This window comes from Pseudoxanthomonas composti (genome assembly GCF_004122095.1).
GTDB classification, from domain to species: domain Bacteria; phylum Pseudomonadota; class Gammaproteobacteria; order Xanthomonadales; family Xanthomonadaceae; genus Pseudoxanthomonas_A; species Pseudoxanthomonas_A composti.
This window is the reverse complement of record NZ_SAWZ01000002.1, coordinates 510722-530336: the sequence shown is the minus strand read 5'-3', so window position 1 is coordinate 530336 and position 19615 is coordinate 510722. Positions and strand designations below refer to the sequence as shown.

The following is a 19615-nucleotide window of genomic DNA, read 5'->3' as shown; positions in this document are numbered from 1 at the left end:
ACCCATGCAGGGCGGCCATTTTGCGCTGTCGGCGGGCAGAAGTCAGTTACGTGAGGGCTACGCCACGGGTGCAGGCTGCTGCCGTGCGCGGCTCATTGCATGCCGTGCATTCGATCAAGGTGTGATCGGCCAGTGGCGAATCTGATGACCGCGTGAAATGCATGTGAAGTCCATAGCCTTACGAAGACGATATTCCTCCGTCAATTCAATGGCTTGGACGGGCCTGCTGCGCTAACATCAGTGCCCTTTTGACGGCGAAGCGCAGCATGCAGGATCCGATTTTGTCCCGTGACCGCTGGGTCCTGCTGGCCGCGGGCGCGTTGATGGCTGCCACCATGGCGCTCGAGCTGGTGGTCCCGCTTGGCTACGCGATCTGGCTGACCTACTTCTTTGCCGTGGGCATCACGGTGTTCCAGAGCCACATCCGCGCGCCCCTGGTGGTGGCACTGCTGTCCTGCGTCCTGCTGGCCGTCGGTTATGAGTTGGCCCCGGCCAGCCACGGCTCGGGCTTTTCGCATATCAATCGCAGCATCGGCGGGGTGTCCTTCCTAGCCATGGCGATGGTGGTGACCCAGGCGCTGCGCGCGCGCCAGGCCGCCGAGGCGGCGCTGTGGCTGCAGGAGGCGGAGAACGCCGTGGCCCTGAGCCTGCGCGGGGAGCAGGAAGTGGAGACCCTGGCCAACGCCGCGCTCGGCGCGCTGTGCGAGCAGATGCGCTGCCAGGTCGGCGCGCTGTATCGCCTGGAAGAGTCCAACCTGGTGCTGGTCGGCGGCGTCGCCGTGCCCGCCGGCATCGCCGGGACTTTCCCGGTGGGCCAGGGGCAGCTGGGCGAGGTGGTGCGCGGCAACCGCGTGCTGCGCCTGCGCGATGTCGAGGCCGGGCACCTGAGCATCGAGACCGGGCTGGGCCGCAGCGCTCCGCGCGAGCTGTTCATCGCCCCGGTGACCGCCGATGGGCGCGTCATGGGCGCGCTGGAGCTGGCACGCACCCAGCTGCACGCCCCGGCCCCGCGCGAGCTCGCCCTGCTGGAGCAGTGCGCCGAGACCATCGGCCTGGCCCTGCGCGCGTCGCTGCAGCGCCGGCGCCTGATCGAGCTGCTGGAGGAGACCCAGCGCCAGAGCGAGGAGTTGCAGGCCCAGCAGGAAGAACTGCGGGTGGCCAACGAGGAGCTGGAGGAGCAGAGCCGCAGCCTGCAGCACTCGCAGGCCAGCCTGGAGCAGCAGCAGGCCGACCTGGAGCAGACCAACGTCGTCCTGGAAGAGCGCACCCACGAGCTGGAAGCGCAGAAGCAGGCCTTGCTGGCCGCACAGGCGCAGCTGATGCGCAGCGCCGAGGAGCTGGCCACCACATCCCGGTACAAATCCGAGTTCCTGGCCAACATGTCCCACGAGCTGCGCACGCCGCTGAACAGCTCGCTGATCCTGGCCAAGCTGCTGGTGGACAACAAGGACGGCAACCTCAGCCAGGAACAGGTCAAGTACGCCCAGGCCATCCTGTCCTCCAACAACGACCTGCTGGCCCTGATCAACGACATCCTGGACCTGTCGCGGATCGAGGCCGGCCACGTGGAGCTGGCCGAGGAGCCGACCCTGCTCGACGGCGTGGCCCAGCGCATGAAGGACACCTTCGAGCCGATGGCCCAGCAGAAGGGGCTGCAGCTGGCCATCGAGATCGGGCACGGCGCGCCGGAACGGATCGAGGTGGACAGCCAGCGCCTGCAGCAGATCCTGAAGAACCTGCTGGCCAATGCGATCAAGTTCACCGAGCGCGGCTCGGTCAGCCTGAAGATCCAGGCCGGCGCGCCCGGACGGGTGCGTTTCGAGGTCTGCGATACCGGCATCGGCATCCCGCGCGACCAGTTGGCCGCCATCTTCGAGGCCTTCCGCCAGGCCGACGGCAGCACCCGTCGCAAGTACGGCGGCACCGGGCTCGGGCTTTCGATCTCCCGCGACCTGGCCTCGCACATGGGCGGCGGCATCACCGTGGACAGCGAGCCTGGCCGCGGCAGTTGCTTCATCCTGGACCTGCCGGCCGCCGGCGCCGGTGCCAGCGCGTCGAACCAGGCACCGCCCGCGCCCCAGGCCGCCCCGATGGCCAGCGCGGTCAGCCAGGTCCTGGGCAGCAGCGCCACCCCCAGCCTGGCGCGGTCCGTGGCCGAATCGCCGCAGGCTGCCGCCACGCCGGGCGCCGATGCGCTGGTGCGGCGTTTCCCGGGCCGGCTGATCCTGGCCATCGAGGACGATGCGCGCTTTGCCCAGGCGCTGGCCGAGCTGGCCAACGAGCTGCAGTTCGACTGCGTCGTGGCCCCCAGCGCCGAGGAAGGCCTGGCCCTGGCGGCCAAGATCCAGCCCGACGGCATCCTGCTGGATATCGGCCTGCCGGACGTGTCCGGCCTGAGCGTGCTGGAGCGGATCAAGCGCGACCCCAGCACCCGGCATATCCCGGTGCACATCGTCTCGGCGCTGGAGCGCGCGCAGGTGTCGCTGGAGCTGGGCGCGGTGGGCTTCCTGCTCAAGCCGGCCACCCGCGAGCGCCTGGCCGAGGCCATCCAGCAGCTGGAGGAAACCAATGCCCGGGCGGTGCGTCGCCTGCTGATCGTGGAGGACGACCAGGACCTGCGCGCGAACCTGCAGCTGCTGCTGGCGCGCGACCAGCTGGAGATCGTGCCGGTGGGCACGGTGGCCGAGGCCATGACCCAGCTGGGCCAGGCCAGTTTCGACTGCATGATCACCGACCTGGCGCTGCCCGACGGCACCGGCTACGACCTGCTCGAGCGCATGGCCGAGAGCCCGTCGCTGGCCTTCCCGCCGGTCATCGTCTACACCGGCCGGGCGCTCTCGCGCGAGGAAGAACAGCGCCTGCGCCGCTACTCCAAGAGCATCATCATCAAGGGCGCGCGCTCGCCCGAGCGCCTGCTGGATGAGGTCACCCTGTTCCTGCACAGCGTGGAGTCGCAGCTGCCCAGCAGCCAGCAGCGGCTGCTGAAGGAAGCGCGCCGTCGCGATGCGGTGCTGGACGGGCGCACGATCCTGCTGGCCGAGGACGACGTGCGCAACATCTTCGCCCTGTCCAGCGTGCTCGAGCCGCTGGGCGTGAAGCTGGAGATCGCCCGCAACGGCCGCGAGGCGCTGGAGCGTCTGCAGACCCTGGACCCGGACCTGGTGCTGATGGACATCATGATGCCGGAGATGGACGGGCTGACGGCCATGCGGCATATCCGCGCCGCGCCCAACACCCGCGACCTGCCGATCATCGCCCTGACCGCCAAGGCCATGGCCGACGACCGCGAGCGCTGCCTGCAGGCCGGGGCCAACGACTACATCGCCAAGCCCATCGACGTGGACAAGCTGGTCTCGCTGTGCCGGGTGTGGTGCTCGCGGCAATGAACGAGGCCGAGCTGTTCGACCTGGAGCTGCGGGTGCTGCTGGAGGCGATCTACCAGCGCTACCACTACGACTTCCGCGAGTACGCGATCTCCTCGCTGCGGCGGCGCGTGCGCCAGGCCATGAGCCGCTTCGGCTGCCCGCGCCTGGCCGACCTGCAGCACCGCCTGCTGCACGAGCCGGAGCTGTTCGCGCAGGCCATGCAGTTCTTCACCGTGCAGGTCTCGGAGATGTTCCGCGACCCGGAATACTTCCTGGCCCTGCGCGAGCACGCCGTGCCGGTGCTGCGCACCTATCCCTCGCTGAAGGTCTGGGTGGCCGGCTGCAGCACTGGCGAGGAGGTGTGGTCCATGGCCATCCTGCTGCAGGAGGAAGGCCTGCTCGAGCGCACCCTGCTCTACGCCACCGACATCAACCCCGAGGCGCTGGAAGCGGCCGAGCGCGGGGTGTTCAACATCGATCGCATGGCGCAGTTCAGCGGCAACTACCTGCGCGCCGGCGGCAAGGCCTCGCTGTCGGATTACTACAGCACCGCCTACAACGGTGCGGCGATGGACCGCCAGCTCAAGCGCAACATCGTGTTCGCCGACCACAGCCTGGCCACCGACGCGGTGTTCTCCGAGGTGCAGCTGGTGTCCTGCCGCAATGTGCTGATCTATTTCAACCGCGAGCTGCAGGACCGCGCCATCGGCCTGTTCCACGAGGCGTTGGTGCATCGTGGCTTCCTTGGGCTGGGCAGCAAGGAGTCGCTGCAGTTCGGTCGTCATGCGCACGATTTCGAGGCCGTGGCGCGCGAGCAGCGGCTGTACCGCCGGATCTCATGAGCGCTGACGCCCTGTCTCCCCTGCGGCGCTACGACGCGCTGGTGATCGGCGCCTCGGCCGGCGGCGTGCACGCGCTGCAGGCGCTGCTGTCCGCGCTGGATGCGCGCTGGCGGCTGCCGGTGCTGATCGTGCTGCACGTGCCGCGCGACCGCCCCAGCCGGCTGGCCCCGCTGCTGGACGAGCAATGCGTGCTGCCTGTGGGCGAGGCGGTGGACAAGCAGCCGCTGCAGGCGGCGACGGTGACCGTGGCCCCGCCGGATTACCACCTGATGGTGGAGACCCGCGACAGCCTGGCGCTGTCGCGCGATGCCGACGTGCTGTTCTCGCGGCCGGCGATCGACCCGCTGTTCGAATCGGCCGCGGCGGTGTTCGGGCCACGCCTGCTCGGCATCCTGCTGACCGGTGCCAGCAGCGATGGCACCGATGGGGTGGCCGCCATCCGTGCCGCTGGCGGCACCGTCTGGGTCCAGGACCCGGAGGAAGCCGTCGCCCCGCTCATGCCCGCCTCGGCCCTGGCCGGACCGGGCGCCGATGCCGTGCTGACCCTGCGCGCCATGGGCGATGCGTTGAAGGACCTTGTGCAATGAACCTGATCACCACCGATTCCACGGCCGCCGCCGAGGCGCCGGAGACCATCAACCTGCTGATCGTCGACGACATCGCGCAGAACCTGATCGCGATGGAGGCGCTGCTGCGGCGCGAGGGCCTGAACATCCTGTGCGCGCAGTCCGGGCCGGAAGCGCTGGAAATGCTGCTGCAGCACGACGTGGCACTGGCGCTGCTGGACGTGCAGATGCCGGAAATGGACGGCTTCACCCTGGCCGAGCTGATGCGCGGTTCGGCGCGCACGCGCGATGTGCCCATCATCTTCCTCACCGCTTCGCCGGACGACCCCCTGCGCTCGTTCAAGGGCTACGAGGCCGGCGCGGTGGATTTCCTGCACAAGCCGATCGAGCCCCACATCATCCTGGGCAAGGTCAAGGTGTTCATCGAGCTGTACGCCCAGCGCCGCCAGCTCAAGGCGCAGAACGAGCGCCTGGAACACGCGCTGCGCTTGAACGAGACCATGATGGCCGTGCTCAGCCACGACCTGCGCACACCGCTGACCACGGTGCTGCTGTGCACAGATGCGCTGGATCTGGCCCTGCCGGAAGGCGAAGACGCGCCGGCGCGCAAGCCGCTGCAGCGCATCGAAGGCGCGGCCCGGCGCATGGCGCGCATGGTGGAGCAGCTGCTGGACTTCTCGCGCATCCGCACCGGCGCCCTGCGCCTGGAGACCCGCCCCTGCCAGCTGGGCGAGCTGGCGCGCACCGTCATCGACGAGCTGGCGCAGGCCCATCCGGACCAAACCATCCGCCTGGAGGAGCACGGCAACCTGTCGCTGCTGGCCGACCAGGACCGCATCCTGCAGGTGTACTCCAACCTGCTGGGCAATGCCCTGGCCCACGGCGGCGGGCAGCCCATCGTGGCGACGGTCGATGGCCGCGGTGGCGCCACGCTGGTGCTGGAAGTCCGTAATGCCGGCAGCATCCCCGAAGCGCTGATGCCGCGCCTGTTCGAGCCCTTCAAGGCCAGCTTCAACCCGACCCAGGGACTGGGGCTGGGGCTGTTCATCGCCCAGCAGTTCTTGCAGGCCCACGGCGGTGCGTTGCAGGCCAGGAACGAGGACGGCCAGGTGGTGTTCCGTGCGGAGCTGCCGCGCAACTGAGGCGCTTTTAATGGGCAGGCGCCTAGCCTGTCCTGCCCAACCCAGCGCGAGGCCTGCGATGCCAGGACCGATCATCCCACGGCTGCTGGCTGCAGCCCCCCTGCTCTGCTGCGCGGCCGCAGCTTGCGCGCAGACGCGCTACATCGATGCCACCACTACCCATGTGCCGCTGGCGCCGGAGCTGCACGCGCTGGATGCGGCGCTGCTGGACGTCGATGGCGATGGCGACCTGGACGTGGTGCTGGCGGTGGAGAACGGCCAGAACCTGCTCTACCTCAACACCGGCGGCGGCAAGCTGGTGCGCAAGGAAGGCGCCTTCGGCCCGCGCAAGGCCGACAACGAGCACGTGCGCACCGCCGATTTCGATGGCGATGGCCATGCCGACGTGGTGTTCGTGGCCGAGGACGACGAGACGCCGCAGCTGTTCCTGGGCGATGGCAAGGGCGGCTTTCGCGACGTCAGCGAGCGTCTGCCCGCGCGCGGGCAAGGCAATGGCCTGGCCGTGGGCGACGTCAACGGCGACGGCATCCCGGACATCGTGGTGGGCAACACCTCCGAGGGCAAGGCCGGCGGTGCAGGACCGTTCCTGTGGCTGGGCGATCCTGCCAGGCGCGGGTACTTCATCGACGCCACGGCCACGCACCTGGCCGGGCTCAAGGCCGAGACGCAGGGCGTGGCCCTGGCCGACCTGGATGGCGATGGCGACCTGGACATGGTGCTGGCCAATCAGCAACCACCCAATCGCCTGCTGCTCAACGATGGCAAGGGGCGCTTCACCGAAGCGAAAGGCGCGCTGGAGCTGCGTGTGCCGCTGGAAACGCGCGAGGTGCATGTGTTCGACGCCACTGGCGATGGCCATCCCGATATCGTCTTCTTCAACATCACCAGCAACGCGCAAGGCTGGGACAAGGATCCGCAGACGCGCCTGCTGGTGAACGATGGCAAGGGGCACTTCCGCGACGAGACCGAGGCGCGCCTGCCCAGGCATCGCTTCTCCAGCTGGGGCGGATTGCCGATCGATCTGGACGGCGATGGCGCGATGGACCTGCTGGTCGGGGCGATCGAGGTGCCCGGTTTCAAGCCGCTGCAGCTGCGCGCCTGGCGCAACGATGGACGCGGCCACTTCCGCGATGTCACCGCCGCGGTGGTCCCGGACAGCATGGTCGGGCGCAGCTGGAGCATGGCCAGCGGCGATCTGGATGGCGATGGCAAGCCCGACGCGGTGATCGGCGGCTGGGGGACGCAGCTGCGGCTGCTGCTGAGCGGGCAAGGGAAAAGCGCTCGCCCTGCGGAACACTAAGGGCGCGTGAGTCGAGGAGTCGAATAGCTTCGTTTGGCTGGACTTCCACTGCTACTGTCGTTTGGATCGTGCAGGCCTGAGGTAGGTTCCCACTTCGGACGGGCAGCGGTCCGGCGGCCGGTAGCCGCTCTTCCCTCGGTCAGGGCATCCTGCCTGCCTTAAGGCGCTCGGCTTCCTGCCTCGCTTGCCGCGGCCACCGGCCGCCGAACCGCTGCAGCACGCGTGAGGTCTTCTGGCTTCGGCCAGGAGAATCCCAGATTCATCAGATTGCGAGCCTGGTCCTGAGCCGGGCATGGCGGAAAGCGGGCCATGGATGGCCCGCGGCGGCGAGTCAGCCATGGATGGCTGACCGAGCCGAGGAGCCATGTACGGCTCAGGGCCGGGCTGCTTGACGAAGTTGGCTTTCCGCGACCAGCCATATCCCATCGCGATCGCACGTCCCGCAGTGAGCAAGCAGCCGGCTTCGGCAGCTTGCGCATGTATCTGGATGGCGACGCCATCGCCGGCGATCGCCTCGCAAAAAAAAGCGGCCGGGTCGCAACCGGCCGCTGCTCGGACTCGGGACTGAGGGCTCGGTGCCTGCATGACGGCGTCGGAGACACGCCGCCATGCAGGCCGGGCCGACCGCGTCAGAACTTCATGGCGATGCCCAGCGTGAAGGCGCGGCCGTAGCGGTAGTAGCTGTTGAGCAGCAGCGGGTTGCCATTGATGCTGGTGGTCTGCTCGTCGTCCAGCAGGTTCTGGCCTTCCAGGCTGATGGTGAAGGTGTCGTTGATGCGGTACATCACCTGCGCGGTCAGCCAGGTCAGCTTGTCGGCCTGCTCGTTGTAGCCCTCGCCCAGCACGTTGGTGGCGGTGGTGAAACCATCGGTGTGGTCGGCGGTGGTGCTGATGGACCACGGGCCCTTGTCGTAGATCAGGCCCAGCGAGTACACCGCCGGTGCGATGCCTTCCAGGGGACGCTCCAGGCCGTTGACGAAGCTCTTGGACCAGTTGCGGGTGTACTGGGCGCGGAAGCCGAAGCCGTTGTCCCAAAAATGCTGCAGGCCGGCCTCGATGCCGCGGACCTTGGCGTAGTCGCCGTTGATCGGGCGCATGACGTTGAACAGATAGCCCGGCACACCGATGTCCTGCTGCGGCTCCCAGCTGGTGGTGATCTGGTTCTCGATGCGCTTGTAGAAGGTGGCGACGTTGAAGATCGAGCTTTCGCTGAAGTACCACTCCAGCGACACATCGCCCTGCTTGGCGGTGTACGGCTTGAGGTCGGCATTACCGCCGTAGACCTGGGTGAACTCGCCCCAGGACACGCTGGCGGTGGTGTTGGTCGGCGCCAGCTGCTCCACCGAGGGACGGGCCATGGTCTTGGCCGCACCCACGCGCAGCTGCAGGTCGTCGGTGAACCGCCAGGTGAAGTTGGCCGACGGCAGCCAGTAGTGGTAGTCGGCATCCTGGACCACCGGCGTGGGCTCGGCATAGGCGGCCACGTAGTTGAAGGCGCCGTTCTCGGTGATGCTGGTGATCTTGGCGTCCCAGGCCTGCGAGCTGGTCTTGGTCTTGACGAAACGCACGCCCACATCGGCGTTCCAGCGCTCGCCGGACAGGTCGGCCTGCACGTAGAAGGCGTCGGTCTTCTCGCTCACGCGATAGCTTTCCAGCGGGTTCCACTGCGGGGCGGCCATCGAGAAATCGTAAGGCGTGCCGTCCGGGCGCAGGTTGCCGTTGTAGGCCTCCAGCAACGACAGATAGTTGGGCACGTCGAAGCCGAGGAAGCTGCGCGGGAATTGCGAGCCGACATCGTCCATGAAGTGCGGGGGCGCCAGCGTGCCGCGCAGCACGCCGCTGCCCAGCTCCCCGACGTTGATCGCATTGTCGCCGGAGTAGTAATCGGCGCCGCCGCTGAGGGTGTTGTTGATCAGGTCGCGGCGCTTCTTGCGGTCGGTACGGGAGACGCCGAACTTCAGGTTGTCCACGCCCCAGTCGCCGACGAACAGCTTGCCGCCCAGCGTGCCGCCGTTGATCTCGTCGTCGATGTTGTCGCCACGCAGCTCCATGTAATGCGTGTTGAAGTCCGAGCCGGTGAACTGGCTGTTGGCCAGGCCCGACGCCAGCTCGCGGCCGTCATCGAAGTTGGTGGTGACGTTGGGGATCCCGTTGGGGCTGAGGGTGATGCGCGAGGTGTTGGGCTGGTTCATGCGCAGCACCACGTAGGTGTCCTGGCCGCCGGAATGGCGCTTGGAGGTGGAGCGATACAGATCGCCGGTCAGGCTCAGGCGGTCGTTGACGTCCCACTGGCCGTTGACGCCGAACAGTTCGGTTTCCACCACCCGGTACTGGGTCTCGTTGAGCAGCTCCGGGTTGAGGCGTTGTTCCGGATCGGGGTTGGCCAGGGTCAGCCCGGTGACGATGCCGTTCTGCACACTGACGTCGGACCAGCGCCCTGGCGCGAACAGCGGGTAGTAGGACTGCTGGTAGGAGACCTGCGGCGAGTCCAGCTTGGTTTTCAGGCCATCGACGGTGATGCGCACGTCATCGGTCGGACGCCATTCGAACTTGCCCGAGAACGCGGTGCGCTTCTTGTCTTCCAGGATCGAGCCCATGTTGAACTGGCCCGGGCCGATCAGACCGTACTCGTCCGGGTCCAGCTCGCCGTTTCCGTTGGGGTCGATGGCGCCGCCCCAGGCGTTGCCGGACCAGTCGGTTCCCGGCACCGCGTTGCGCGTCCAGCTGGACTGGGCCACGTCGGTGCGGTCGCGGCGGTTGGCATAGACCGCGCCGACCAGGATGCCCACCGTGTCGTTGGCGAAGGTGTTGCTGTAGGTGGCCGAGACCTTGCGACCATTGAGCTCGGACATCTGGTTGCGGTCGCCTTCCAGGCGCACGATGCCGTGCTGGCCCTTCTGGTCGAAGGGGCTGGCCGAGCGCAGGTTGACCAGGCCGCCGATGGCGCCTTCGGTCAGCGAGGCCTGGGTGCCCTTGATCACGTCGGCGCCGCTGATCACGTCGGCCGGCAGCACGTCGTAGGCGAAGTCGCGGCCCTCGCCATCGGTGGCCAGGATGCGGTCGTTGAAGGTGGTCAGGGTGTACTCCGGGCCCAGGCCGCGCACGCTGACCTTCTGGCCCTCGCCGCCGGCCACGCGGCTGATGGACACGCCGGTGATGTGGCTGAGCGAGTCGGCGACGTTGTCGTCGGGGAAGCGGCCCAGTTCCAGCGCGCTGATCGAGTCCTGCACCACGGCCGCATCGCGCTTGATGTCGGTGGCGCGCGCCAGGCTGGCGCGCACACCGGTCACTACGACCGTATCCAGGTCCACCGCGCGTCCTTCGCCCGTGGTCTGGGTGGTGCCGTCCTGGGCGGCGGGCGCCTCGGCGGCTGGGGTGGCAGTCTGCGACCAGGCCGTGGCCGGCATCAGCAGGGCAAGGGCAATTCCATGGCACAACGTGTGGCGATGCAGGCGGGAGGCATTCACAGGGTCACTCCTGGTGGCTGGCGGTGCGTGCGGGGACGGTGGGCAGTCGAACGAAACCGAATCTAGACTAAGTTTCGTTTTGTATCAACATCGAAATGTAACGAACTGACCTATACTTTGGAACGTTTGCTAAGGACCCCCCATGGCTGCTACCCGCGATACCAGTCAGCGCCGTCTCCAGATCAGCGAGTTGGTGCGCCAGCACGGCAGCGTGCAGGTGACCGCGCTGGCCCGCCAGTTCGGCGTGAGCATGCAGACCGTGCGCAAGGATCTGCGCTACCTGGCCGAACGCGGGGTCATGGCGCGCGCCTACGGTGGGGCGATCGATGCCGGCGTGGTCGGGCCGGCGCCGGTGGCGGCCATCGAGCCGGCCTTCGAGATCAAGCGCAGCGTGCGCCTGGACGAAAAGCGGCGGATCGGCTTGCGCGCCGCGGCCTTGGTCAAGCCTGGGGACACCATCGCCATCGACTCGGGTACGACCGCGATCGCGGTGGCCGAGGCCTTGCCGGACATCGAGGTCACCGTGGTCACCAACGACTTCGGCGTGCTCAGCGCGCTGACGCCCAAGACCAACGTCAACATCGTGATGCTCGGCGGCGAGCTGCGCCGCAAAAACATGGCTTTCTATGGCGGGCTGACCGTGGAAGCGCTGGACGCCTTGCATGTGGACCTGCTGTTTCTGGGCGTGGACGGCTTCGACCTGGAGCGTGGCATCACCACCCACCACGAGCCGGAAGCCATGCTCAACCGCAAGATGGTCGAGGCCGCGCGCGCGGTGATCGCCATCACCGACAGCTCCAAGTTCGGCCGGGTCTGCCTGCACCGCATCATCCCGGTCAGCGAGTTGAATGCCCTGATCACCGACAAGGATGCCCCGGAAGAAGTGGAACAGGCCTGCCGCGCCCTGGGCGTGGATTTGCTGCTGGCCTGAGCCATCGCGCGAGGATCATCCTCCTGCCGTTTCCCGTGAGCTCTTGTAGGAGCCGATTCATCGGCGAAGAGGCTTTCCTGGTAGAGCCCTTCGCGGCTGAAGCCGCTCCCACAGCTAGCGACTAAGCCTCTCGTCGCTGTGCCTTTTTTGTGGGAGCGGCTTCACCGGCGAAGGAGCTTTCCCGGTAAAGCACTTCGCGGCTGAAGCCGCTTCCACACAGATCAGTGTTGCGCAGCATCAGGCCAGGCCAGCGCCTCAGTGCGCCCCGCCCTGCCCCTTGGCGCCGCCGAACTCCCGCACCGCATTGGCGTAGTAGATCTTGTCGATCACCGCGCGTGGCAGCGCCAGGCCGGGCACGTCGGCTTCCAGCATGTCGATGCGCTGCGACTCGCCGGTGGCCAGGTAGCGCCAGTCCGACGACCAGAAGGCGTGCGCTTCCTCGCGGAACACGGCCGGATCGCTGTCCGGCGCCTGGGTCAGGTCGGTGCCGTACAGCAGCCGATCCTGGTAGCGAATGAAGAAGTCGCGCACCTTGGCCGCATCGCGCAGGGACTGGTACTGCACCTGGCTCATGCGCGCGGCCAGGTCGACCGTGGCATTCGGGTAACGGTCCAGGAACTGGCCCAGCTTGCCCACGTCGTACTCCAGGCTGGCCATGTGCGCGCCGACGACCTGGAGCTTGGGATGGGCGGCCACGAAGCGGTCACGCGCGGCCATCAGGTCGCCGTGCGAGGGCATCTCCGGGTGCAGGTACATGTAGTAGTCCGGATGCTTGGAGAAATACTCGCGGTCGTTGTTGGTGGTCATCTGATCCAGCGGCAGCCAGCAGTTGTAGGGCTCGGCCTGATGCGCGATCAGCGGCACGCCCAGCGCGGCAATGTGCCCGGCGACCGGGCCCAGGCCCGGATCGTCCAGGAAGATCAGCTGGCCATCGGCGTTCTTCTCGACCATGCCGATGTTCTTCCACACCTTGACCGCGCGTGCGCCCTCTCCCACGGTCCGGTCCAGCTGGGCCAGGGTCTTCTCGCGCCAGCCCGGCAGGGTGTAGCCCTGCATCGAGAACGTCGTGGCCCAATGGAAACGCTGCGGGTCGGCCTTGGCCAGGGTCAGTGCGTCGTCATGCTGCTGGTCGATGCTGGGGAAGTCGGGATAGTCGACATTGATCGACAGCAGTTCGAAGTTGTCCTGGCGCGCCTGATCCAGCAAGGCCGTATTGGTGGTGTTGGCGTGGACATGCGCGTCGTACTTGCGCACCTTGGCGAAGTCCTCCATGGCGTAGGGCGCCTGGACGGCGGGCTTGGCCGCTCGCGCCTCGGCGCCTGGACCGGCCTGTGGTGCAGGGCTGCAGCCCTGGAGGACCAGGGCGAACAGCGAGCCCGCCAGCATTGAGACCTTCTTCATCCACTTGCCCTCGTCAACGAAACATAGTGCAAACATAACGAAACAAAACGCTTGCATCAATCGTTACGCTGCGCGCAGAATGCGGCCAACGCCACCGGACCTTTCTCCATGCCCCCGATTGGACGCCGCAGTGTTCTGAAGTATTTCGCCGGCAGCGTGGCCGGTGGTGTCGCCTGGAGTGCTGCGCCCTGGGCGCGTGCCGCCGCACCCGCCCAGGGCAGCACCGCCAGTGACAAGCCCGTGGTTGGCGATGCGCTGCTCAGCCTCGCGTTCGATCGCCGCATGCACACCCGCGTGTCCATGCAGGGCAAGGCGCTGACCGGTTACCAGCCCAGCGAGATCCTGTTGCTGGCCGACGGCACCGAGCTGGCGGATTTCGCCCTCACCGGCCAGGACGCCCATGCGCTGGACGATCCGCGCCATGGTCGCGGCCGGCAGACGGTGTTCCACGGCCGCGCCGCCAAGGCCGGGGTGGAAAAGCAGGTCGCCGTGAGCCAGTTTGATGCCCTGCCCGGCCTGGCGCTGCTGCAGGTGCGCTACCGCAACCTCGGAGATGCCGCGCTCACGCTGGCTGGTTGGCGCAATGCGGCCCATGCCCTGGACGATGCGCCGGGCGGCTTCTGGAGCTTCTCCGGGGCCACCCACACCGACCGCCGCGACTGGGTGCAGCCGGTGGGCAAGGACTTCGACCAGCGCAACACGCTGGCGATGGATTCTTCCGACTACGGCGGTGGCACGCCGGTGGCCAACCTGTGGCGCCGCGACGTCGGCCTGGCCGTGGGCCATGTTGAACTCGTCCCGCGCCCGCTGGACATGCCGGTGGCCCGCACCGCCACCGGCGCCCGCATTGCCATCGAGTCGCAGCAGGCCATCACGCTGGCGCCCGGGGCCGAGCTGGTGACTGAGCGCACCTTCCTGGCCGTGCACCGCGGCGACTTCTATGCCCCGCTGCAGCAGTACCAGGCCTTCATGAAGGCCGAGGGCATCGAGGGCCCGCGCCCGCCGGACTCGGCCTTCGCGCCGATCTGGTGCGCCTGGGGCTACGAGCGCGACTTCACCATGGAGCAGATCTTCGGCACCCTGCCCAAGGCCCGCGAGCTGGGCTTCGAATGGGCGGTGCTGGACGACGGCTGGCAGACCAACGAGGGCGACTGGAAGATCGACCGCAAGAAGTTCCCGCGTGGCGATGCCGACATGCGCGCCTTCACCGCGCAGGTGCGCAAGCACGGCATGCGCCCCCGCCTGTGGCTGGCGCCGCTGGCCGCCGACCCGGGCAGCGACGTGCTGCACGACCACGTGGACATGCTGCTGCTGGACAAGGAAGGCGCTTTCCAGACCGTGACCTGGTGGAACGCGTTGACCCAGTGCCCGGCCTACCAGCCGACCATCGACTTCTACGTCGATCTGGTAAAGAAGGCCATCGGCGACTGGGGCTTTGAGGGCATCAAGCTCGACGGCCAGCATCTCAACGCGGTCGCGCCCTGCTACAACCCCGCCCACAAGCACGCCAGCCCGAGCGACTCGGTCGAAGGCCTGGCCAGGTTCTGGGAGGCGATCTACCGCGCCGCGCATGAAGCCAATCCGCAGGCCGTGGTCGAGCTGTGCCCCTGTGGCACTGCGTTCGCCTTCCACAACCTGCCGGCGACCGACCAGTACCCGTCCTCCGACCCGTTGTCCTCCTGGCAGGTGCGCAGCAAGGGCAAGTCGATCAAGGCCCTGATCGGCGATCGCAGCAGCTATGCCGGCGATCACGTGGAGCTGTCGGACAACCGCGACGACTTCGCCTCCAGCGTCGGCATCGGCGCGGTGATCTCCACCAAGTTCACCTGGCCCAAGGACACCGACAAGCCCAGTGCGCCGCTGCCGCCGGGCGGCTACGTGCTCACGCCCGAGCGCGAGGCGCTGTGGCGCAAGTGGGTGAACCTCTACAAGACCCACATGCTGCCCAAGGGCGAGTACCTGGGCACGCTGTACGACATCGGCTTCGACAAGCCCGAGGCCCACGCGATCCGCAAGGACGGCGCGCAGTACTACACCTTCTATGCGCCCAGTTTTGAGGGCAAGGTGGAACTGCGCGGGCTGCCTGCCGGACGCTGGAAGGTGCGCGACTTGTTCAACGAGCGCGACCTGGGGGAGGTCGATGCGACCGCGGCGAGCCTGCCGGTGGCGTTCACGCGCTTCCTGTTCCTCCAGGCAACGCCCGTGCAGGCCACGCCGAAGGCCGCCGCATGAATGCCGCCGTCGCAACCGCACCGGCCCGCAGGCGGCCCTGGCTGGTCTTCGCGCTGACCACTGTCGCGCTGTGGGGCGTGTGGGGCGCACTGTCGCCGCTGTCGGCCGCCAACGGGTTCCCGGACACGCTGGTGTATGCGGTGTGGGCGCTGACCATGCTGCCGCCTGCGGTCTACATCCTGTGGCGCGGCGGCTGGCAGCTGGAGCGCACGCCCAGGGCGGTGGCCTACGGCCTGACCATCGGCCTGCTCGGCGCTGGCGGACAGATGCTGCTGTTCCACACGCTGACCATCGGCCCGGCGTACTTCATCTTCCCGATCATCTCGCTCTCGCCGGTGGTCACCATCGCGCTGTCGTTCCTGCTGCTGCGCGAGCGCACCGGTTGGCAGGGCACGCTGGGCATCGCGCTGGCGCTGATCGCCCTGCCCTTGCTCGATCTGTCTTTCGGCCGTGGCAGCGGCGGCCTGGGCTGGTTCCTGCAGTCGCTGCTGATCATGCTGGCCTGGGGCGTGCAGGCCTACTTCATGAAGCTGGCCAACGACAGCGTGCGCGCCGAGAGCATCTTCGCCTACATGGCGCTGGGTGCGCTGCTGCTGGCGCCGGTCGCGCTGTGGATGACCGACTTCAGCCAGCCGATCAACACCGGGCTGAGCGGACCCTGGCTGGCCGCCGGCATCCAGGTGCTCAACGCCATCGGCGCGCTGACCCTGGTGTTCGCCTTCCGCTACGGCAAGGCCATGGTGGTCGCGCCGCTGAGCAATGCCGGCGCGCCGCTGATCACCGCCGTGCTCTCCCTGGCGTTTGCCGGCGTGGTGCCGGGCCCGCTCAAGGCCGTGGGCCTGGTGCTGGCGCTGGTGGCCTCGCTGCTGCTGGTGCTCGAGCCCGAGCGCGAACCTGCCTCCCTCCCCTGACTGGATTTTCCATGCACGCTCTGCTCGACCTGATCGCGCGGCATCGGCAAGGCCATGCCCTCGGCGTGACCTCGATCTGCTCGGCCCATCCCATCGTCATCGAGGCCAGCCTGCGCCAGGCCCAGCGCAGCGGGCAGTCTCTGGTGCTGTTCGAGGCGACCTGCAACCAGGTCAACCAGGACGGCGGCTACACCGGGATGACCCCGGCCGATTTCGTCCAGTTCGTGCACGGCATCGCCCGGCGTGTGGACTTCGATGTGGCGCGCATCGCCCTGGGGGGCGATCACCTGGGTCCGAACCCGTGGACGGCGCTGGATGCCGCCGCGGCCATGGACAAGGCCGAAGTGATGGTCGCGGCCTATGTGGCCGCCGGCTTCCGCAAGATCCACCTGGATTGCTCGATGGCCTGCGCCGGCGACCCCGAGCCGCTGCCGGAAGCGGAGATCGTGCGCCGCGCGGTGCGCCTGGCGCGCGCTTCGGAAGCCGCCTGGCAGCAGGCCGGCGGCGAAGCGCCCGTGTACGTGATCGGCACCGAGGTGCCGGTGCCCGGTGGTGCCACCGAGGCCATCGAGGGCCTGGCCCTGACCACCCCTCAAGCCGCGCTGGCCACCATCGAGGCCCACCGCGTGGCCTTCCAGGACGCCGGCCTGGGCGATGCCTGGGGCCGCGTGATCGCCTCGGTGGTGCAGCCGGGCGTGGAGTTCGACCACCACGATGTCATCGATTACGACAGCGCCAAGGCCCAGGCGCTGAGCCAGTCCATCACCAGCGTGCCCGGCATGGTGTTCGAGGCCCATTCCACCGATTACCAGACCCGTGATGGACTGGCGGCACTGGTGCGCGACCACTTCGCCATCCTCAAGGTCGGTCCCGGCCTGACCTTCGCCCTGCGCGAGGCGCTGTGGGCGCTGGATGCGATCGAGCGCGAATGGATCGCCGCGGACAGGCAGGCCAGGCTGCGCGAGGTCACCGTGCAGCGCATGCAGGCCGCGCCCGGCTACTGGCAGCGCTACTACCACGGCCAGGGCCGAGGCCTGGCCACCGACCTGCAATACAGCCTCAGCGACCGCATCCGTTACTACTGGCCGGATGCGCAGATCGAACAGGCGCGGCAACAGCTGTTCGACAACCTGCGTGCCGACCCGCCGCCGCTGCCGCTCATCGGCCAGTATCTTCCCCACGCATTGCACGCTTTCCGTACCGGGACCGCCACGCTCGACCCGCAGTCCCTGGCCATGGCCCACGTCAGTGCCGTTCTGAGCGATTACCACCATGCATGCCATGACCAAGACCACGCCTGATTCCCTGGGAATTCCCGAAGCCGAGCTGGAAGCCACCGGCGCGCTGTGGACCGCGCGCGAAATCGCCCAACAGCCGGCCATGCTCGAGCAGACCCACGCGCTGGTCGCAGGGCTGCACGCGCAGCTGCAGGCCTTCGCCGGGCCGGTGACTAGCAACCCGCTGGCGCGCGTGATCCTCACCGGCGCCGGCACCTCGGCCTACATCGGCCAGTGCCTGGCGCCACTGCTGGACCGGAGCCTGGCCGCGCGCGTGGACGCGGTGCCCACCACCGATATCGTCTGCGCCCCGCAGCTGTACCTGGAGGCGGACCAGCCGCTGCTGCTGGTGTCCTTCGGGCGCTCGGGCAACAGCCCGGAAAGCATCGCCGCGGTCGAGCTCGCCGAGCAGCTGGTCAAGGACGTGCGCCACCTGGTGGTGACCTGCAATGCCGGCGGCAAGCTGGCCACCGCCGATGTGGCCAGCGCCATGACCGTGCAGCTGCCCGAGGCCACGCACGACACCAGCTTCGCCATGACCTCCTCCTTCAGCTGCATGATGTACGCCGCCCTGGCCGCGCTGCTGCCGGCGCGGGCGCTGGATGGCCGCATCGGCGCGATCAGCGATGCGGTCGAACGCGTGCTGGTGCGGGCGCGTCCGCTGCTGGAGGAATTGACCGCCGCCCGCTACGAGCGCGTGGTCTACCTGGGCAGCGGCCTGCTGCAGGGCCTGGCCCGGGAAGCCACGCTCAAGCTGGGCGAGCTGACCAATGGCGCGGTGGTGACCTGCTTCGATTCGCCGCTGGGCTTCCGCCACGGCCCCAAGACCTTCGTCACCGAGGGCACGCTGGTGGTGGTGTTCGTCTCCAACGATGCCTATACCCGCCGCTACGACCATGACCTGCTCGATGAGCTGCGCCGCGATGGCCGCGCCGCGCGGGTGATCGAGGTGACCACCCAGCCACGTCCCGGGCTGGAAGAGGACACCCTGGCCGTGCCGGAACTGGCCGGCGCGCACGATGTCGACCTGCTGTGGCCCTACATCGCCGTGGCCCAGGTCTACGCCTTCCTGACCTCGCGGGCGATGGGCGTGACCCCGGACAATCCCAACCCGTCGGGCCTGGTCAACCGCGTGGTCCAGGGCGTGCAGCTGTACGCGTTGAGCGCATGAGCGCAGCGTTCTACCTCGGCGTCGACGGTGGCGGCACCAAGACGCGCTTCGCCCTGGTCGATGGCACCGGCGCGCTGCGCGCCGAGGCCCAGCTGGGCACCACCTACCACCCGCAGATCGGGCTGGAGGGCGTGCACCGGGTGCTGGCCGAGGGCATCGGCCAGGTGCTGGCGCAGGTCAGTGGCAGCGCGGACGGCATCGCCCAGGCCTTTTTCGGCCTGCCCGCCTACGGCGAAGACAGCCGCGCCAGTGCGCGCCTGCGGCAGATTCCGCAGGCCGTGCTCGGCCATGCTCGCTTTGCCGTGGACAACGACATGGTGTGCGGCTGGGCCGGCTCGCTGGACTGCGCCGATGGCATCAACATCATCGCCGGCACCGGCTCGATGGGCTACGGCCGTCGCGGCCCCGCCGCGGCGCGTGCCGGCGGCTGGGGCGAGGCGTTCTCCGATGAAGGCTCTGCCTACTGGATCGCCATGCAGGGCTTGAACGCCTTCTCACGCATGAGCGATGGACGCCTGCCGCGCGGCGACCTGCACGGCATCTTCCGCGCGCACTTCCAGCTGCAGGACGACCTGGACATCTGCGCCTTCGTCTATGGCGATCAAGGCGGCGGACGTGGCGACCTGGCGCGCTTGTCGCCGCTGGTGGCGCAGGCCGCGCAGGCCGGCGATGCGGTGGCCATCGACATCTTCCAGCGCGCCGGGCGTGAGCTGGCCGCAATCGCCGAGGCCTTGCGCGTGGCCCTGGGCTTCGAACCTGGCGAAACGGTGCCGCTGTCCTACTCGGGCGGGGCCTTCAGCGCCGGTGAGCTGCTGATGCAGCCATTCAAGGCCGCCCTGGCCCAGGCTGCGCCGACGTTCGAACTGCGCACGCCCATCCATGCGCCGCACTACGGCGCGGCGCTGTACGCGCTGCGACTGGCAGGCGCAGCGCCGCACGCCTGAGATCGCAGGCGCGGCCAGGCGCTCCACCCATCGTCAGGCCGCCGCGGCGGTCACAAGGAACCGCGT

13 protein-coding genes are annotated in these 19615 nt (G+C 68.3%); 11 read left to right on the top strand and 2 right to left on the bottom strand.

Annotated elements, in window-relative coordinates; genetic code table 11:
• The first annotated feature begins 266 nt into the window (after positions 1-266).
• The 5 genes from EPA99_RS05555 to EPA99_RS05535 are packed head-to-tail and all read left to right on the top strand — an operon-like array spanning position 267 to position 7215.
• The gene (locus EPA99_RS05555; protein ID WP_129470194.1) at positions 267-3386 is read left to right on the top strand and encodes a hybrid sensor histidine kinase/response regulator; all 3120 of its coding nucleotides are present in this window, start codon (positions 267-269) and stop codon (positions 3384-3386) included.
• A complete protein-coding gene (locus EPA99_RS05550) occupies positions 3383-4207 on the top strand; it encodes a CheR family methyltransferase (protein ID WP_129470193.1) in 825 nt (274 codons plus the stop codon). The genes EPA99_RS05555 and EPA99_RS05550 overlap by 4 nt, the downstream gene beginning before the upstream one ends.
• Positions 4204-4794: a chemotaxis protein CheB gene (locus EPA99_RS05545; RefSeq protein WP_129470192.1), complete on the top strand. Its 591-nt coding sequence runs from the start codon at positions 4204-4206 to the stop codon at positions 4792-4794. Before EPA99_RS05550 ends, EPA99_RS05545 begins: the two co-directional genes overlap by 4 nt.
• The gene (locus tag EPA99_RS05540) at positions 4791-5915 is read left to right on the top strand and encodes a hybrid sensor histidine kinase/response regulator (protein WP_129470191.1); all 1125 of its coding nucleotides are present in this window, start codon (positions 4791-4793) and stop codon (positions 5913-5915) included. The genes EPA99_RS05545 and EPA99_RS05540 overlap by 4 nt, the downstream gene beginning before the upstream one ends.
• 58 nt (positions 5916-5973) lie before the next feature.
• On the top strand, positions 5974-7215 hold the full coding sequence (locus EPA99_RS05535; RefSeq protein WP_206733694.1) for an FG-GAP repeat domain-containing protein: 1242 nt from the start codon (positions 5974-5976) through the stop codon (positions 7213-7215).
• 629 nt (positions 7216-7844) lie between these two features.
• On the opposite strand, the gene EPA99_RS05530 is transcribed toward EPA99_RS05535, so the two are convergent.
• The gene (locus EPA99_RS05530) at positions 7845-10682 is read right to left on the bottom strand and encodes a TonB-dependent receptor (protein WP_241688271.1); all 2838 of its coding nucleotides are present in this window, start codon (positions 10680-10682) and stop codon (positions 7845-7847) included.
• A gap of 142 nt (positions 10683-10824) precedes the next feature.
• Between EPA99_RS05530 and agaR the strand changes: the two genes are divergently transcribed.
• Positions 10825-11613: a transcriptional repressor AgaR gene (gene agaR / locus EPA99_RS05525; RefSeq protein ID WP_129470189.1), complete on the top strand. Its 789-nt coding sequence runs from the start codon at positions 10825-10827 to the stop codon at positions 11611-11613.
• A gap of 255 nt (positions 11614-11868) precedes the next feature.
• Here agaR and EPA99_RS05520 read toward each other — a convergent pair whose 3' ends face one another.
• Positions 11869-13014, bottom strand: a complete 1146-nt coding sequence (locus tag EPA99_RS05520; RefSeq protein WP_241688270.1) for an amidohydrolase family protein — start codon at positions 13012-13014, stop codon at positions 11869-11871.
• A gap of 108 nt (positions 13015-13122) precedes the next feature.
• Here EPA99_RS05520 and EPA99_RS05515 point away from each other — a divergent pair, with 108 nt between their 5' ends.
• The 5 genes from EPA99_RS05515 to EPA99_RS05495 are packed head-to-tail and all read left to right on the top strand — an operon-like array spanning position 13123 to position 19549.
• Positions 13123-15246, top strand: coding sequence for a glycoside hydrolase family 36 protein (locus EPA99_RS05515; protein WP_129470188.1), 2124 nt, complete (start codon positions 13123-13125; stop codon positions 15244-15246).
• On the top strand, positions 15243-16157 hold the full coding sequence (locus tag EPA99_RS05510; protein ID WP_129470187.1) for a DMT family transporter: 915 nt from the start codon (positions 15243-15245) through the stop codon (positions 16155-16157). The genes EPA99_RS05515 and EPA99_RS05510 overlap by 4 nt, the downstream gene beginning before the upstream one ends.
• A gap of 11 nt (positions 16158-16168) precedes the next feature.
• The gene (locus EPA99_RS05505) at positions 16169-17458 is read left to right on the top strand and encodes a D-tagatose-bisphosphate aldolase, class II, non-catalytic subunit (protein ID WP_129470186.1); all 1290 of its coding nucleotides are present in this window, start codon (positions 16169-16171) and stop codon (positions 17456-17458) included.
• Positions 17439-18605: an SIS domain-containing protein gene (locus EPA99_RS05500; protein ID WP_241688269.1), complete on the top strand. Its 1167-nt coding sequence runs from the start codon at positions 17439-17441 to the stop codon at positions 18603-18605. The genes EPA99_RS05505 and EPA99_RS05500 overlap by 20 nt, the downstream gene beginning before the upstream one ends.
• Positions 18602-19549, top strand: coding sequence for an N-acetylglucosamine kinase (locus EPA99_RS05495; protein ID WP_129470184.1), 948 nt, complete (start codon positions 18602-18604; stop codon positions 19547-19549). Before EPA99_RS05500 ends, EPA99_RS05495 begins: the two co-directional genes overlap by 4 nt.
• Positions 19550-19615 lie beyond the last annotated feature (66 nt).